This window comes from Nonomuraea muscovyensis (assembly GCF_014207745.1).
Lineage (GTDB): Bacteria > Actinomycetota > Actinomycetes > Streptosporangiales > Streptosporangiaceae > Nonomuraea > Nonomuraea muscovyensis.
The window spans coordinates 1,874,652-1,890,874 of record NZ_JACHJB010000002.1 but is presented as its reverse complement, the minus strand read 5'-3'; the positions used below and the strand labels follow the sequence as shown (position 1 = coordinate 1,890,874).

The window sequence follows — 16,223 nt, the reverse complement described above, 5'->3', positions numbered from 1 at the left end:
CGGGAACGCCGAAGGGCCCCGGTGTGAACCGGGGCCCTTCGTGTGGTGGACGATACTGGGATTGAACCAGTGACCTCTTCCGTGTCAGGGAAGCGCTCTCCCGCTGAGCTAATCGTCCTCGCCGAGGTGGAGACGGGATTCGAACCCGTGTAGACGGCTTTGCAGGCCGCTGCCTCGCCTCTCGGCCACTCCACCGAGCCGGAAGCTCCGAGCGGAAGACGGGATTCGAACCCGCGACCCTCACCTTGGCAAGGTGATGCTCTACCACTGAGCCACTTCCGCGTCGCCGCCGCGTGATGCGGTGACGAGAGAACTCTAGCGAATCCTGGCCGAGTCCCCAAACCGGAGGTCGCGGGCCTCCTCGGGTGTGCCAGGTGATGCCGGGTGGCCGTCCGGGCCTCCCGCCCGATGCGCCGCGTCCGGCCTCCCGGAGCCCAGGATGGCGGGACGCTTCGACGCGGCCCGAAATGTCCGCGCGTTAGGGTCGGGGGCATGGCAGCCGAGCACGTCGCACGCGACGCCGACATCGCCCCCGTGGCGGCGCTCATCGCCGACCCCACCAGGGCGGCGATCCTGACGTCCCTGCTCGGCGGCCGGGCTCTCGCCGCGGGCGAGCTCGCCCGGCTGGCCGGGGTCAGCGCCGCCACCGCCAGCGCCCACCTGTCCCGCCTGCTCGACGGGGGGCTCGTCGACGTCGTACGGCAGGGCCGGCACCGCTACTACCGGCTCGCCGGGCACGAGGTGGCCGAGGTGCTGGAGGTGCTGGCCAGGGTCGGCGCCCGCCCGCCCGTGCGGTCGCTGCGCCAGTCACGGCAGGCCCGGCTGCTGGAGGAGGCCCGCACCTGCTACGACCACCTGGCCGGGCGGGCCGGCGTCGGCCTGCTGGACAGCCTCCGCGAGGGCGGCCACCTCGACGGGGAGGTGGTCACGCCCGCGGGGGAGCGGCTGTTCGCCCGCCTCGGCGTGGACGTGGCGGCGGCACGGCGCGCCAGGCGGCGCTTCGCCCCCGAGTGCCTCGACTGGACCGAGCGCAGGGCCCACCTCGGCGGGGCGCTCGGCGCGGCCGTGACCAGCGCGCTGTTCGACCTCGGCTGGTACGCCAGAGGTCCGGTGCCCAGGACGGTGACCCTGACCGACGAGGGCAGGGGAGGGCTGGCCGCACTGTTCTCCGGTAAGGAGCTAACATCGCATACGCCGGTTACTTAGCGAGAGAGAGCACCATGCGCGACAACGGAGTCGTGAACGTCGGCCCAGAGCCCCTGACCTTCGACGACGTCATCCGGGTGGCCCGCCACGGCGCCCCCGTACAGCTCACCGACGACGCCGTCGCGGCGATCTCGGCAGCCCGGCAGCGGGTGGACGAGCTGGCCGAGAGCCCCACACCCGCCTACGGCGTCTCCACCGGGTTCGGCGCGCTCGCCACCCGGCACATCGACCCGGCGCTGCGCGCCCAGCTCCAGCGTTCCCTGGTCCGCTCCCACGCGGCGGGCAGCGGCCCGGAGGTGGAGACGGAGGTGGTGCGCGCCCTCATGCTGCTGCGCCTGCACACGCTCGCCACCGGCCACACCGGCATCCGGCCGACCACCGCCAAGACCCTCGCGGCGCTCATCAGCGCGGGGATCACGCCCGTTGTGCACGAGTACGGCAGTCTCGGCTGCTCCGGCGACCTCGCACCGCTGGCGCACGTCGCGCTCACCCTCATGGGCGAGGGCGTCGTCCGCGACGCGTCGGGCGAGCTCACCTCGGCCGCCGAGGCGCTCAAGCAGGCGGGCGTCGAGCCCGTCGAGCTGGCCGCCAAGGAGGGACTGGCGCTGATCAACGGCACCGACGGCATGCTCGGCATGCTGATCCTCGCCATCGACGACCTGACCAGGCTCGTCCGGACCGCCGACATCAGCGCCGCGATGAGCGTCGAGGCGCTCCTGGGCACCGACCGCGTCTTCGCCCCCGAACTGCAGGCCCTGCGCCCGCAGCCGGGCCAGGCCCTCGCCGCCGCCAATATGACGAGGATCCTGGCCGGCTCCGGGATCATGGACAGCCACCGCGACCCCGGCTCCTGCACCCGCGTTCAGGACGCCTACTCCCTGCGCTGCGCCCCCCAGGTGGCCGGTGCGGCCCGCGACACGATCGCCCACGCCGCCAACGTCGCCTCCTGGGAGCTGGCCAGCGCCGTCGACAACCCGGCCGTGCTGGCCGACGGCCGCGTCGAGTCCAACGGCAACTTCCACGGCGCTCCCGTCGCGTACGTGCTGGACTTCCTCGCGATCGTGGCCGCCGACCTGGCCTCGATGTCGGAGCGCCGCACCGACCGGTTCCTCGACGTGGCGCGCAACCACGGCCTGCCCGCGTTCCTGGCCGACGACCCGGGCGTCGACTCCGGCCACATGATCGCCCAGTACACCCAGGCGGCCGTCGTCTCCGAGCTGAAGCGCCTGGCCGTGCCCGCGAGCGTCGACTCGATCCCCAGCTCCGCCATGCAGGAGGACCACGTCTCGATGGGCTGGTCGGCGGCGCGCAAGCTGCGCAGGTCCGTCGACGGGCTCACCCGCGTGCTCGCCGTCGAGGTGCTCACCGCCGCCCGCGCGATCGACCTGCGCGCGCCGCTCGCCCCGGCGCCGGCCACGGCCGCCGTGGTGCGGGCACTGCGCGAGACGGTGCCGGGGCCCGGTCCCGACCGCTTCCTGGCGCCGGAGATCGAGTCGGCGGTCCGCCTGGTGGCGGACGGCTCCGTGGTGGCGGCCGTGGAGTCCGTCACCGGCCCGCTCGCCTGACCCGCCGCCGTCCTGCCCCGCCGCCGTCCTGCCCGGCCCCCGTCAGCGGACCGGGGCGCCGGACCCCGCCAGTGGACCGGGCGTCCGGCACGGTCGGCGGGCACGGTCGGCGGGCACGGTTGGCGGGCACGGTCAGGGCAGGGCGACGACGAGGTCGACCTCCAGCAGCAGCCCCGGCACGAACAGCCGCGGCACCTCCACGGTGGTGCTGGCCGGCGGCGTGCCGGTGATGTACTTGCGGCGTACCGCGCCGTACTCGGCCCGCCTGTCCATGTCGGTCAGGTACGTCCTGATGAACGTGATGTCCCCGAACCCGGCGCCCTGGTCGGCGAGGATGTGCGACAGGCTCCGGAAGACGTGCTCGGCCTGGGCCGTCATGTCGCCCTCGCCCACCACGGCGCCTCCCTCGCCGAGGGCCACCTGCCCGGAGACGTACAGGGTGTCGCCGGCCCGCACCGCGTGCGAGTACATGCCGTTGGTGGCGGGCACGGCCGGCGGGTTCAGCGGCACGGCCCTGCGGCGGGGCACCGGCGGCGCGGCGGACAGGTGGGCGGCGATCGCCGTCAGGTCGTGGTCGCCGAGGCCCGCCGCCTCCGCCTCCTGCAGGCGCCTCCTGGCCGCCGTGGCCAGCGAGGCGCCCTCCCACGCGGCGAGGGACAGGTCCTTGGCCGCCAGGCCGAGCGCGTACCGGGTCTGCCCGGCGGGGGTGCGCAGCCGCTCGGCGAGTCCGCCCAGCGGGGTCGCCGCCAGCACGTCCGCCAGTGCTCCGCGCGGCACGCCGTGCGCCTCGCCGTACGCGAACGTCTCGGCGAGCAGCACCTGGGCCGGGACGAGCGCGCTCATGACGGCGAGCTTGAGCGCCGCGCCGGCGCCCAGCGGACCCGCCTCGCGTACCGTGCCGAACACCTCCAGCACCGCCCGGCACCCCGCCCCGTCCACGCCCGGGCCGGACAGGCCGCCCGCCAGGACGGTGAGCGTGCCGTCGGCCGCCGGCCCCACGCTGCCCAGCACGGGAGCGTCCACCAGCCCGACGGAACCGGGCAGCGAGGCGCGCAGCTCGCGCACCGCCTCCGGGCCGACGGTGGACATCTCCACCACAGTCGCCCCGGCACGCAGCCCGGGCAGCGCCGCCGCCAGCACCTCGCGCACCGCCGCCGGGTCGCGCAGCATGGTGATCACGAGGTCGGCCCCGGCGACCGCCTCGGCCACCGGCACGTCCGTGCCGCGCCGCCACACCGTCACCCGGTGCCCGGCCTCCCGCAGCCGCCGCGCCATGGGGACACCCATGCGGCCCTGTCCGAGAAATGCAATTTTTCCCTGATAAGTCGTCATGTGAGCAGTGAAGCCCACCCCGAGAGATTCCACCAACGACTAGATTGCATGCCAGCCATGACCAACACGCATGACTTCGACACCGGTGCCCTCCGCCTCCTCGACGAGGTGGCCATGAGCGGCTCGTTCACCGCCGCCGCCGAGCTGCTCGGCTACACCCAGTCGGCCGTCTCCCGGCGCGTCGCCGCGCTGGAGCGCGCCGCCGGAGGCCCGCTCTTCGAGCGGCTGGCCCGCGGAGTGCGGCTGACACCCGCCGGGCTGGCGCTGCACCGGCACGCCGTCGCCGTGCTCGACCGCCTCGACCGCGCCGGGGAGGAACTGGCCGCCATCCACCGCGGCAGCGGCGGCACGCTGCGGGTCGGCGCGTTCGCCACCGCGAACGTCGACCTGGTTCCGGGCGCGCTCAGCAGGTTCGCGGCGGCGCGGCCGGAGGTCGAGCTGCGGCTCGTCGAGGGGCTGACCGGCCGGCTGATGGAACGGCTCGGCGCCGGCGCGCTGGACGTCGCCGTGATCAGCGACTACCCGGCCGGGCTGCCCGCCGAGGCGGGCCACCTGGTCCGGCTGCGCGAGGACCGGCTGCTGGTGGCGCTGCCCGCCGCCCACCGGCTGGCCGGCGAGGAGCGTGTGCGGCTGCGCGACCTGGCGGGGGAGACCTGGATCGAGGCCGCGCCGCGCGGGCAGCCGACGCTGCTGGCCGCCGCCTGCGCCGCCGCCGGTTTCACGCCGCGCGGCGGGCTGCGGGTGGCGGAGTGGACGGGCAAGTTCGGTTTCGTGGCCGCCGGGCTCGGGGTGACGCTGGTGCCCGAGCTGGCGGCGCGGGCCGTGCCCGCCGGAGTGGTGCTGCGTCCGCTGCACGGGACGGCGCCCGCCCGCACCGTGTACGCCGCCCTGCCCCAGGTTCGGCTGCCCGCCGCGCTGGAGCTCGTCCGGCTGCTGGGAGAATGGCAGACGTGCACGACGGTTTCGCCCACGTAGGCCGGCTTCTCGCCACGGGCCTGCGCGACCTCACCACCGACCTGTCCGCCCTCGACGGCGAGGGCTGGTGGGCCGTGGTCGTCGACTTCGAGGGCAAGGTGACGTGCGCCCGCTTCGAGCACGTACGGCCGGCGCCGCTGCCCGCCCCGCGCGGGACGTGGCACGGCCCCCGCCCGCACGAGTGGCGCAGCTCCCTCGACCGGCCCGCCTACGAGCGGGGCGTGCGGGCCATCCGCGCCTCCATCGAGCAGGGCGACGTCTACCAGGCCAACCTGTGCCGGGTGCTGTCGGCGCCCGTGCCGCCCGACGCCGACCCGCTCGCCCTGGCCGCCCGCCTGGCCGAGGGCAACCCCGCCCCCTACGCCGCCGTCATCCATGTCCCCGGGCTGAGCGTGGTGTCGGCCTCCCCCGAGCTCTACCTGTCGCGCGACGGCGACGTGATCGAGTCCCGGCCCATCAAGGGCACCGGTGTCACCGCCGCCGACCTGCTGGACAAGGACTACGCCGAGAACGTCATGATCGTCGACCTGGTCCGCAACGACCTGGGCCGGGTCGCCGAGGTCGGCTCCGTCGAGGTGCCCGCCCTGTGCGTCGTCGAGGAGCACCCCGGCCTGGTGCACCTGGTGTCCACCGTGCGTGCCAGGCTGTTGCCCGGGGCCGGCTGGGCGGAGCTGTTCGCGGCGACGTTCCCTCCCGGTTCGGTGACGGGTGCCCCCAAATCGTCGGCGCTGCGCATCATCAACGAACTCGAACCCGAGCCCCGGGGGCCCTACTGTGGGGCTGTGGGCTGGGTCGACGCCGACCGTCGCAGGGCGGCGCTGGCCGTGGGCATCCGTACATTCTGGATCTCCGCCGAGGAGATCCGGTTCGGCACGGGAGCGGGCATCACGTGGGGCAGCGATCCCCGTCGTGAGTGGCTCGAGACCGAGCTGAAGGCGTCCAGGCTCATCTCACTGGCATCCACAGGAGGCATCTGAATGAACATCCCTGTCTGGGTCAACGGGGAGCTGTTCGACCCCCGGCAGGCCGTGGTCTCGGTGTTCGACCACGGACTGATGGTCGGCGACGGCGTGTTCGAGACCGTGAAGATCGTGCACGGCCGCCCGTTCGCCCTCACCCGCCACCTCGACCGGCTCACGCTCTCCGCGCAGCGCATGGACCTGGCCGCGCCGGACGTCGAGGCCATCGCCGAGGGCGTCGAGAAGCTGCTGGCCGCGGCGCCGGGCTGGGCGCTCGGCCGCATCCGCATCACCTACACCAGCGGCCCGGGCCCGCTCGGCTCCGACCGCGGCGACCAGGGCACCACCTCCGTCGTGATCGTGGACGAGCAGAAGCCGTTCCCCGCCACCGCGAACGTCACCGTCGTCCCCTGGCCGCGCAACGAGCGCGGCGCGCTGGCCGGCGTCAAGAGCACCTCCTACGGCGACAACGCCAAGGCCCTCGCCTACGCCAAGGCGCGCGGCGGCGGCGAGGCCGTCTTCGGCAACGTCGCCGGCGACCTGTGCGAGGGCACCGGCTCCAACGTGTTCATCGTGCGCGACGGGCGGCTGCTCACGCCGACGCTGGCGTCCGGCTGCCTGGCCGGCGTCACGCGGGCGCTGGTGCTGGAGTGGTGTGGCGGCGAGGAGGCCGACGTGCCCCTGTCGGCGCTGTACGACGCCGAGGAGGCGTTCCTCACCTCCACCACCCGCGACGTCCAGCCGATCCGGCTCGTCGACGACCGCGAACTCCCGGTCGCGCCCGGCCCCGTCACGACCGAGGCGATGCGCGTCTTCGCCGAGCGTTCGGCCGCCGACCTCGACCCCTGAGCCCGCTGCCGGATTTTCCGTACTCTTCGTGTGAGGTGAGGTCGGGTTGGCCACTGGCGTGCTCCGGAAGGGAGACCCGGAGCGGTTAGGTGTCCACCGGGTCGTCGGCAGGCTCGGCGAGGGCGGCCAAGGAGTCGTCTACCTGGGTGTGACACCCGCCGGCGAGCGGGTCGCCATCAAGGTCATGACGGGCGCCCTCGACCGTTCCTTCGAACGTGAGCTGGCCGCGGCCCGCCAGGTCGACGAGTTCTGCACCGCCCGGATGATCGCCGCCGACCTCGACCACGACCCGCCGTACGTGGTCAGCGAGTTCATCGACGGCCCGCCACTGGCGGCCGTCGCGCCGCTGGGCGGAGCGGCGCTGACGCGGCTGGCCATCGGCACGGCGACCGCGCTGACCGCCATCCACCGGGCCGGGGTGGTGCACCGCGACCTCAAACCCGGCAACGTGCTGATGGGGCCGGACGGCCCCCGCGTCATCGACTTCGGGATCGCCCGGCTCGCCGACGTCACCACCAGGAGCGGCCTGGCGGGCACACCGGCCTACATGGCGCCCGAGCAGTTCGGCGACGGCCCGGCCGGCGCGCCGGCCGACGTGTTCGCCTGGGGCTCGACCATGGTGTTCGCCGCGACCGGGCGGACCGCGTTCGGCGGCGACACGATCGGGGCGGTGATCCACCGGATCATCCACGCGGAGCCCGACCTCGGCGGGGTGCCCGGGCCGCTGCGCGGCGTGGTCGCGCGGTGCCTGGCCAAGGACCCGGCGGCCCGGCCGTCCGCCCGCGACGTGCTGCTCGACCTGCTCGGCGAGGACCGGTCGGCCGGCGGAGGGCGGTCGGCCGTCCAGGGAATGTCGGCCGCAGAGAGAATGCCGGGCGGCGAGGGAATGCCGGGCGGCGAGGGGCGGCCGGCGCGAGGGCGGCCGGTCGGCGCGCCGGGCCCGGCCGCCGTTGCGGGGGTCGCGGGGCCGCCGGAGGGGCCCGCGACGCGGCCCGTGTCCCGCAGGCGCGTGCTGATCGGCGGCGCCGCGGCGGCGCTCGCGGTGACGGCTGCGGGCGGCGGTCTGCTCTGGCGGTCGGCCCAGCGCGCACCGACCGGCCGGAGCGGCCCCTCCCCGCACGCCGGCACCACCGGACCGCCCGCCACGGGGGTGCCCGCCACCGGCGAGCCGGCCGCGAGCCGGTCGCCGGACACCGGGACGTCACCCCCCGCCGCCGAGCGGCTGGCGCTCATGTCGGCGATCCAGAGCGCGCTCGCCGCCACGCCGATGGCCGACCTCGTCTACCGGGGCGGCCTCGACCAGAGCGCCTTCTACGCCGACGCCACCGGACGGCTCGCCTACGACCCGAGCGCACCCTCGGCCGACTCGGCCGTGAACTTCGAGCTGTCCATCACCGCCCCGGACATCAGCGGCCGGCAGGGCGAGATCACCGTCATCCAGTGGGGCGAGGACTCCGGCAACTACCAGGGCGGCAAGAAGGTCGGCAAGGGCGCGGAGGACCTCCTCAGCCACGCCGAGCTGATCACCCTCATGGCGTCGGTGGCGACGCTCACCGAGCTCATCGCGCTGACGCAGGTGCCGCGCCGCTCGAAGCGCACCTACAGCGGCGCGCTGCGGGCCACGGCGAGCCACCTGCAGATGCGCGACACCCTCATGAGGATCGCGGGCGGGTGGACGGAGCAGGAGCTCGACCGGACGACGCTCACCTGGAAGACGGAGCTCGACGCCGACGACCGGCCGACGATGTTCCTGCTGAACTGGAAGTACCCCATCGAGGGCACCGTGCTGACCTCCACCTGGCAGACCCGCTACCGGGGCTGGCGCGACGGCACGATCTCCGCACCCCGGTAGCGGGCCGCCCTCAGTAGGCCCGCTGCGTCTGCACGTTGAAGTCGGCCATCTCGACCTGCTCGGCGGGATCCGTCAGCGGGTCGTCGATGGCGATGACGTCCAGCCCCTTCTGGATGTCGCTGGAGTAGATGTAGCCGTTGTAGTAGTACGCCGACCAGGACCCGGCGATGCCCTCCCGCTCGAACGGCCCGCGCTCGAAGTAGCCGATCTCCTTCGGCGCCGACGAGTCGGTGAAGTCCCAGACCGAAACCCCGCCCTGGTACCACGCCTGAACCATGATGTCCTTGCCCTTGACCGGGATCAGGGAGCCGTTGTGGGCGACGCAGTTCTCGCTCTGCTCCTGCTCACGGGAGATCTTGAAGTAGCCGCGGCGCTCCAGCTTGCCGTCCACGATGTCGTAGATCGCGTTGGCGCCCTTGGTGGCGGGCGTCTGGCTGTTGCAGGTCGGCATCATGCCGCCGCCCAACTCGTCGCCGAAGACGACCTTCGTGGCGTCGTTGTTGAACGTCGCCGAGTGCCAGATCTGGAAGTTCTCCTCGTCGCGGATCTGCTGCAGGACCTTGGGCTTGACCGGGTCGGTGATGTCGAGCAGCACGCCGTCGCCGAAGCAGGCCGCGGCCGCGAGATTCTTCTCCGGGTAGGCGGTGACGTCGTGGCAGCCGCCGGTGTCCTTCTGCCGGTCGGGGAAGATGTCCGGCCTGGCGACCAGCTTGGCGGACTCGGGGTCCCGCACCGGGATCTCGACGACCTGGATGACCTGGTGCGGGGGCGGGCACGTCGCCGAGTCGGGCTCGGGGCCGGGCGAGGAGACGTACACGTACAGGGTGTCGCCCTTGGGCACCATGGTGTGGGTGTGCGAGCCGCAGTCGGTCCGCACCGCGGAGACGAACTTCGGGCTCTTCTTGTCGCTGATGTCGAAGATGCGCAGCCCCTCCCAGGCGCGCCGGCCGGCGGTCGAGGAGCACTTCTCGTCGCTGCGCGGCTCGTCGATCGACAGGATCAGCAGGTCGCCGTGGACGGAGACGTCGTTCTGCTGGGCGGGGCAGGACACCTGGCTGACCGTCTTCGGCGCGGTCGGGTCGCTGATGTCGTAGATCGAGAACCCGCCGAAGTTGCCCACGAACGCGTAGTCGCCCTGGAACGCCAGGTCGGTGTTCCAGTCGTTCTCGCCGTTGAGCGGGGCCGCCCGGGGCACGTTGGTGACGAGCCTGACGTTCTCGCTGGTCTTCACGTCCCCGGCGGGGCTGGCGGCATCGGAGGCGGCCGTGCCGCTCGGTGTCCCGGCCGCCTGTGGCGGCGAGGTCGCCGGGTCCGCGCCGCCTCCGCACGCGGACACCAGCAGGAGGGCCGCGCACAACACCGCCCCCCGTACCATGGCAGAGATCACGCGCGCACCTCTCTTCTCGTGGGCTCAGTATGGAAGCTATGCCAGTACGATCCCGGCCGTGCACGCTCTTTGTCACAGTTGCGGCGATTTTCGTGCTGGCCGGCTGCTCCGAGAAGGCTGGCGAGCCGGCCGCGATCACCGGCGACAACCCGGTGATCGTCCCCGACGGGCCCGGCACTCCGGCCCGTACGGCGACGCCCGGCGAGCGCATCGGGCAGCCGTCACCGGAGCCCGCGGCGGCCGACGTCCGCTTCGCCGAGGGCATGATCCCGCACCACCGCCAGGCCCTGGAGATGACCGGCCTGGTCGCCCAGCGCACGACCACGCCGGTGATCAGACGGTTCGCCGAGCAGATCGCGCTGGCACAGCGGCCCGAGATCTCGCTGATGTCGTCCTGGCTGTCGTCCGTGGGGCGCCCGGTGCCCGCCGGTCACGACCACGGCCCCGCCGGCTACGGGATGGCCACGCTGGAGGAGATGAACGCGCTGCGCACCGCGCGGGACACGGCGTTCGACCGGCGCTTCCTGACGCTCATGATCAGGCATCACGAGGGCGCGTTGCGAATGGCTCAGGAACAGCTCACCGCCGGCCGCGACCAGGCGATGCGCCGCATGGCCCGCGACGTCTACGCGGGGCAGAGCATCGAGATCGCCAGGATGCGCCGGGCGCTGGAGAGGATCGCGGCCTGAACAGCCGTCAGGACGGCCAGAGCATGTTGGTCAGCTCGGCGTCGAGGTCCATGAAATCGGTCTCCCGCCCGGCGGGGACCTTCTCGTAGGTCCGGTGCAGGAACTCGGTGAGCGGGGCCAGCGGGACCTCGAACAACGCCTGACCGAACGGGGACGTCAGGCTGATGTGCAGCGTGCGCTCGCCGTCGGCGCGGGCCGGCCACACCTGCACGTCGCCGTCGCCGACGCGCCGCACGATCCCCACGGTCAGCAGCTCACGGGCGAAGATCCACTCGACCGGCTCGTCGTTGCCCACGTGGAAGGCCATGCGGATGGCGTAGGGGTCGTCGGCCGTGTAACTCAGTCCGGCGAGCAGGGGGACGGTCGTACGGTCGGGGACCACAAGCCGAAGGCCAAGCTCGGCGGAGACGGTGGTGCTGTTCATCGTCAGCCAAACCTTTTCGTTCGTAGGTCCCCTCTTCGGGGCTTTCGCTGCTCGGTACGGACTTCGTCCTGAGCTATGACGCGGAACGAAGAAACCTGTAGGAAAGATTCCGCCCTCGGGGCCTTCTGTAACACACATCACAGCTGGACATTCGGGCATCTATCTGGTCAAACGGGGATCATTTGGGTCGTATTTGCGAGGGTTTTGCGTGTTCCGGAGCCGGTCCCGGGGGAGCCGCCATGAACGTTTCTGGAGAAAGGATCACGATCGGGGCCCTTCCGGAACACGACGATGGTATGCCACCGACCCGTCATGCCGACGGGCAACCACATCCATTCCCCCGAATCCTTCCCTCGACGCCGCTCGCTTCGCCAGTAGGTGCCAGAGTGCGGTATGGTTTTCCCGTCGGCACCGCCAGGGGCCGCACAGGGCGGGCGATTAGCTCAGCGGGAGAGCGCTTCGTTCACACCGAAGAGGTCACTGGTTCGATCCCAGTATCGCCCACACAGCTCAGAGGCCGTCTCCCTCTCCGGGGAGGCGGCCTTTCTGATCGTTCGGGGAGAATCCGGGGACAACATGATCTTCCCGGACGGCGCGGGAGCGTCGCTGAAGGGGCCGCTGGGCCAGGGGCCGAAGGCTTGCCCGCCGGCGTGGACGTCGAGCGCGGCGCCGGAGCCGGTCGGCATCGACTCCGGACGGCGCATCGGTGGGCGTGATGGCGGCGTCCTGGTGTGACGCGAGGGGCGAGCAGTGAAAACCGCGGGATTTTGTCGGTGGGGCACGGCATGATGATGCCCATCATGGTCATCTCCCCGCCTCTTCCGTTCACCGCCATCCGGTCGCCGCTCGGCGAGATCGTCGTGTTCTACGTCGGTCCCGAGCCGCGGCTCACGCCCGAGCAGGCCGTCGCCTTCGCCGACCAGCTCCGCGAGCTGGCGACCGAGACGCCCCGCGCCGCCATGGACGACGCGCTGGCCGCCATGTGCCCCGTGGCCTGACGACGCCCGGTCCCCTGCCGAGCAATAGACATCGGATGGCTCTCTTGTTATGTGGGGATTTGGGTGCTATGTCCTTGGATCACATCCCTCGGTGATCGGAGGAATCCGTTTGCGACCCGCCACGAGCGTCCACGGGCACGCGTCCGCCGCCCCCGGACCCGACGACCTCACGCTCTGGTACGACCGGCCGGCCACCGACTGGGAGACCCAGGCCCTGCCCATCGGCAACGGGCCCCTCGGCGCCAAGGTGTTCGGCGGGGTCGCCTCCGAGCGGATCCAGTTCAACGAGAAGACGCTGTGGACCGGCGGGCCCGGTTCGCCCGGCTACGACTTCGGCAACTGGAGACGGCCGCGGCCGGGGGCCGTCGAGGAGGTCCGCGAACGGATCGATCGGGATGGCAGGATGGCGCCGGAGGCGGTGGCGGCCCGGCTGGGCCTGCCCAAGAGCGGGTTCGGGGCGTACCAGACGTTCGGCGACCTGCACCTCGACCTGCACCTCGACCAGGCCGGCGCGCCGCAGGCCCCTTCCGGATACCGGCGTGAGCTCAGCTTGCGGGAGGCCGTGGCGCGGGTCGGCTACAGCGCCGACGGTGTCGCCCACTCGCGCGAGTACTTCGCCAGCAACCCCGGCAACGTGATCGTCGGCCGCATCTCGGCGGACCGGCCGGGCACGGTGTCCTTCACGTTGCGCCACAGCTCGCCGCGTGACGACAAGACGGTCACCGCGGCCGACGGCCGGTTGACCATTCGCGGCGCGCTGTCGGACAACGGGATGCGGTTCGAGGCGCAGGTGCAGGTCATCGCCCACGGCGGCACCCGCACCGACGACGGCGACAGGGTGACGGTCCGTGGCGCCGACAGTGCGGTGCTGGTGTTGTCGGCCGGTACCGACTACGCCGATGCCCACCCCGCGTATCGGGGCGAGGATCCGCACGCCGAGGTCACCGCCGCGGTGGACGCCGCATCCGCCAGGAGCTACGACGACCTGAAGGCCGTGCACCTGGCGGACTATCGCCGGTTGTTCGACCGGGTGCGGCTGGACCTCGGTCAGGGCGTTCCCGCGGTGCCGACCGACCGGCTCCGCAGGGACTACACCGGTGGGTCCGCCGCTGATGATCGGGCGTTGGAGGCGCTGTTCTTCGCCTACGGCCGCTACCTGTTGATCGCCTCGTCCCGGGAGAACGACCTGCTGCCGGCGAATCTGCAGGGGGTGTGGAACGACTCGACCAGCCCGCCGTGGTCGGCCGACTACCACGTCAACATCAATCTGCAGATGAACTACTGGCCGGCGCACCAGACGAACCTGGCCGAGACCGCCGTGCCCTACGACCGTTACATCTCGGCTCTCGTCGCCCCCGGCGCCCGGACGGCGCGGGAGATGTTCGGGGCGAGGGGCTGGGTCGTCAACAACGAGACCAATCCGTTCGGTTTCACCGGCGTGCACGACTGGGCCACGGCGTTCTGGTTCCCCGAGGCCGCCGCGTGGGCCACCCGGCACCTGTACGACAGCTACCGCTTCACCGGCGACGAGAGGTATCTACGTGACACCGCCTACCCGGTGATCAAGGGCGCCGCCGAGTTCTGGCTGGACTTCCTGCACACCGACCCGCGCGACGGCAAGCTCGTCGTCTCGCCCAGCTACTCGCCGGAGCACGGTGACTTCTCGGCCGGCGCGTCGATGTCGCAGCAGATCGTCCGCGAGGTGCTCGCCCACGCCCTGGCGGCGGCCGAGCGGCTGGACGTGGACCAGGACTTCCAGGCCGAGACGAGGGCCGCGCTGGAGCGCCTGGACCCGGGACTGCGCGTCGGCTCCTGGGGCCAGCTCCAGGAGTGGAAGAGCGACTGGGACTCCCGCACCGACACCCACCGGCACGCCTCCCACCTGTACGCCCTGCACCCCGGCGACCAGATCGCGGCCGGCAGCCCGCACGCCGAGGCGGCCACGGTCTCGCTGACCGCGCGCGGCGACGGCCGGACCGGCTGGTCCAAGGCCTGGAAGATGAACTTCTGGGCGCGGCTGCTGGACGGCGACCGCGCCCACCGGATGCTCGCCGAGCAGCTCAAGGGTTCCACCCTGGACAACCTGTGGGACACCCATCCGCCGTTCCAGATCGACGGCAACTTCGGCGCCACCTCCGGCATCGCCGAGATGCTGCTGCAGAGCCGGCACGACGCCATCCACGTGCTGCCCGCCCTGCCCGGCGCGTGGCGCACCGGCTCGGTGTCCGGGCTGCGCGCACGCGGCGACGTCACCGTGGACGCCACCTGGAAGGACGGCGCCCCCGACACCGTCACCGTCCGCCCCGGCAGGAGTGGCCCTCTCCGGCTCCGGTCGTCCCTCATCGCGGGCCGCCACCGGATCCTCGACGACCGGGGACTCCAGGTCGGGGCGCGCCGCGACGGCGACACGCTCACCTGGGACGCCGCCGCCGGCCGGGCGTACACGATCCACAGAGAGACCGCGGCTGCCGTCAACGCCACCGCCGCGCCGGGCGTCCCCGCCGAGGCGTAGATCGCGGCGCGCGCCGGGTGGACTCCGTCCCGGCCGCGAGACCTCACCCGGGAAGCCCCCGCCCGGAGCCGTCCCGCCTGGGGAGCGCCCGCAGCCTCGTGCGCCGCGTCAGTCCTGGAGGCCGCCGCCGACGTCGCGGATCAGCTCGGTCAGCCGGGCGAAGACGCGCTCCTCGCCGACGCCGTCGTGCTCGTACTCGTTGGTCACCCACGCCTGGGCGTTGCCGACCCGGGCCGCCGTGTCGAGTTGCAGGCCCGAGTCGACGTACATGTCGTCGAAGTAGACGGCGGCCGCCAGCGGCACCTCGTTGCCGGCCAGCCGCCGCGGGTCGTACAGCGGGGGCCAGTCGTCGCGCTCGGCGAGCAGCTCCACGGCCGCACGGAAGGGGCGCAGCGCGCGGATCTCCTCGAACATCCAGGGATACATCATCTCCCCGGTGAACAGCAGCGGCCGGGCCGTCTCGGCGAAGCGCGGATGCCGGGCGCGCTCCCGCTCGGCCGCCCATCCGGTGGCGCCGGGCCCGGAGCCGTAGATGCTCTCCTGCAGCGCGGCGAAGAGCGGGTTGTCGGCGTAGGAGGTACGGGCCAGCACCTGGTGCAGGAACGTCTCGGTGACCTGACCGCCGTCCAGCGCCTCGTCGAGCAGCCAGTGCATGCGCTCGTAGCCGGGCTTCATGCCGAAGTCGATGCCCAGCGTCTGCAGCCGCCGCACGGTCAGCGGGTCGCCGTCCGGCAGCAGGACGTCGCCCTCGGCCAGCCGGTCGGCCAGCCGGGTGACGGTCTGCGCGTGGTGCGGGTAGCGGCGGTAGAACGCCGCGTTCTTCGCCTCGACCCGCGGGTACGTCCGCCGGTAGACCTCCGCCGCGTCCGGCTGCAGCGTGGGCAGGCCGCCCGTGACGTAGCACGCGCTGAGCCCCTCCGGCGCCCGCGACAGGTACGTCAGCGTGATGAACCCGCCGAAGCTCTGCCCCAGCGTCGCCCAGCGCCGCCCGCCGAAGACCGTGCGGCGCAGGTGCTCGGCGTCGGCCACGATCGAGTCGGCGCGGAACAGCGCCAGCAGCTCGGCGCCCGCCCGCGCGCCGAGCGTCGCCATCCGCCGCCCGTCGAGGCGGGAGCTGCGGCCGGTGCCGCGCTGGTCCAGCAGGACCACCCGGTGGGTGCGCAACGCCTGGCCGAGCCAGCCGGCCGTGCCGACCGGCCGCGGCCCCTTGCCGCCCGGGCCGCCCTGCAGGTAGAGCAGGCAGGGCAGGTCCTCCCGGTCGCGTACGGGATCGACCAGTTCGCGGGCGAACAAGGTGATCGTCTCGCCGCCGGGACGGGACCAGTCGAGCGGCACCTCCTCGACGTGGTCGCGTACCCGCATGCCCGGGATCGTGTAGCTCGCGGTGATCACCCGGCGGCCTCCAAGCCCTCAGTAAAATGTGCCATTGCACAGGCACTCTAGGAGGGCGGCCGTCGTGCTGCCAAGGGGTCCTC

General features: G+C 72.8%; 14 protein-coding genes and 4 tRNA genes. 11 read left to right on the top strand and 7 right to left on the bottom strand.

Annotated elements, in window-relative coordinates; translation table 11 throughout:
- Window positions 1-43: 43 nt before the first annotated feature.
- From FHU36_RS25540 to FHU36_RS25530, 3 genes are all read right to left on the bottom strand, one after another.
- Window positions 44-118 (bottom strand) — tRNA-Val (locus FHU36_RS25540).
- A gap of 6 nt (window positions 119-124) precedes the next feature.
- Window positions 125-195: transfer RNA gene (locus FHU36_RS25535), tRNA-Cys, on the bottom strand.
- Between the two features lie 15 nt (window positions 196-210).
- A tRNA-Gly gene (locus tag FHU36_RS25530) sits at window positions 211-282 on the bottom strand.
- A 210-nt stretch (window positions 283-492) separates the two neighbouring features.
- Between FHU36_RS25530 and FHU36_RS25525 the strand changes: the two genes are divergently transcribed.
- The gene (locus tag FHU36_RS25525) at window positions 493-1,206 is read left to right on the top strand and encodes an ArsR/SmtB family transcription factor (RefSeq protein ID WP_185086381.1); all 714 of its coding nucleotides are present in this window, start codon (window positions 493-495) and stop codon (window positions 1,204-1,206) included.
- Between the two features lie 14 nt (window positions 1,207-1,220).
- On the top strand, window positions 1,221-2,771 hold the full coding sequence (gene hutH / locus FHU36_RS25520; protein ID WP_185086380.1) for a histidine ammonia-lyase: 1,551 nt from the start codon (window positions 1,221-1,223) through the stop codon (window positions 2,769-2,771).
- Between the two features lie 132 nt (window positions 2,772-2,903).
- Here hutH and FHU36_RS25515 read toward each other — a convergent pair whose 3' ends face one another.
- Window positions 2,904-4,103 carry a Rid family hydrolase gene (locus tag FHU36_RS25515; protein WP_185086379.1) on the bottom strand — a complete coding sequence of 400 codons (1,200 nt, stop codon included), beginning with the start codon at window positions 4,101-4,103 and terminating at the stop codon, window positions 2,904-2,906.
- A gap of 57 nt (window positions 4,104-4,160) precedes the next feature.
- On the opposite strand from FHU36_RS25515, the gene FHU36_RS25510 reads away from it, so the two are divergent.
- Genes FHU36_RS25510 through FHU36_RS25495 form a run of 4 tightly spaced genes read left to right on the top strand, consistent with a single transcriptional unit; the run spans window position 4,161 to window position 8,738 of the window.
- Complete coding sequence (locus FHU36_RS25510; RefSeq protein ID WP_246502564.1) at window positions 4,161-5,078, top strand: LysR family transcriptional regulator; 918 nt, start codon at window positions 4,161-4,163, stop codon at window positions 5,076-5,078.
- Window positions 5,045-6,055: a chorismate-binding protein gene (locus FHU36_RS25505; protein ID WP_185086377.1), complete on the top strand. Its 1,011-nt coding sequence runs from the start codon at window positions 5,045-5,047 to the stop codon at window positions 6,053-6,055. The genes FHU36_RS25510 and FHU36_RS25505 overlap by 34 nt, the downstream gene beginning before the upstream one ends.
- Window positions 6,056-6,886, top strand: coding sequence for an aminotransferase class IV (locus FHU36_RS25500; RefSeq protein WP_185086376.1), 831 nt, complete (start codon window positions 6,056-6,058; stop codon window positions 6,884-6,886).
- A 58-nt stretch (window positions 6,887-6,944) separates the two neighbouring features.
- Window positions 6,945-8,738 (top strand): serine/threonine protein kinase, encoded by a 1,794-nt coding sequence (locus tag FHU36_RS25495; RefSeq protein WP_185086375.1) that lies wholly within the window; start codon window positions 6,945-6,947, stop codon window positions 8,736-8,738.
- Between the two features lie 10 nt (window positions 8,739-8,748).
- Here the strand turns inward: FHU36_RS25495 and FHU36_RS25490 are convergent, their stop codons facing one another.
- Entirely contained in the window at window positions 8,749-10,125 is a 1,377-nt protein-coding gene (locus FHU36_RS25490; RefSeq protein WP_312891809.1) for an LVIVD repeat-containing protein, read from the bottom strand.
- A gap of 38 nt (window positions 10,126-10,163) precedes the next feature.
- On the opposite strand from FHU36_RS25490, the gene FHU36_RS25485 reads away from it, so the two are divergent.
- Complete coding sequence (locus FHU36_RS25485) at window positions 10,164-10,814, top strand: DUF305 domain-containing protein (protein ID WP_185086374.1); 651 nt, start codon at window positions 10,164-10,166, stop codon at window positions 10,812-10,814.
- Window positions 10,815-10,821: 7 nt separating this feature from the next.
- Here FHU36_RS25485 and FHU36_RS25480 read toward each other — a convergent pair whose 3' ends face one another.
- The gene (locus tag FHU36_RS25480; protein WP_020547189.1) at window positions 10,822-11,238 is read right to left on the bottom strand and encodes an SsgA family sporulation/cell division regulator; all 417 of its coding nucleotides are present in this window, start codon (window positions 11,236-11,238) and stop codon (window positions 10,822-10,824) included.
- A gap of 432 nt (window positions 11,239-11,670) precedes the next feature.
- Here FHU36_RS25480 and FHU36_RS25475 point away from each other — a divergent pair.
- From FHU36_RS25475 to FHU36_RS25460, 4 genes are all read left to right on the top strand, one after another.
- Window positions 11,671-11,742, top strand: a tRNA-Val gene (locus FHU36_RS25475).
- Between the two features lie 72 nt (window positions 11,743-11,814).
- Window positions 11,815-11,973: a hypothetical protein gene (locus tag FHU36_RS25470; protein ID WP_185086373.1), complete on the top strand. Its 159-nt coding sequence runs from the start codon at window positions 11,815-11,817 to the stop codon at window positions 11,971-11,973.
- A 50-nt stretch (window positions 11,974-12,023) separates the two neighbouring features.
- Entirely contained in the window at window positions 12,024-12,236 is a 213-nt protein-coding gene (locus tag FHU36_RS25465) for a hypothetical protein (protein WP_185086372.1), read from the top strand.
- Window positions 12,237-12,345: 109 nt separating this feature from the next.
- Entirely contained in the window at window positions 12,346-14,748 is a 2,403-nt protein-coding gene (locus FHU36_RS25460) for a glycoside hydrolase family 95 protein (protein WP_246502562.1), read from the top strand.
- 108 nt (window positions 14,749-14,856) lie between these two features.
- Here the strand turns inward: FHU36_RS25460 and FHU36_RS25455 are convergent, their stop codons facing one another.
- Complete coding sequence (locus tag FHU36_RS25455; protein WP_312891808.1) at window positions 14,857-16,140, bottom strand: alpha/beta fold hydrolase; 1,284 nt, start codon at window positions 16,138-16,140, stop codon at window positions 14,857-14,859.
- Window positions 16,141-16,223: the final 83 nt, after the last annotated feature.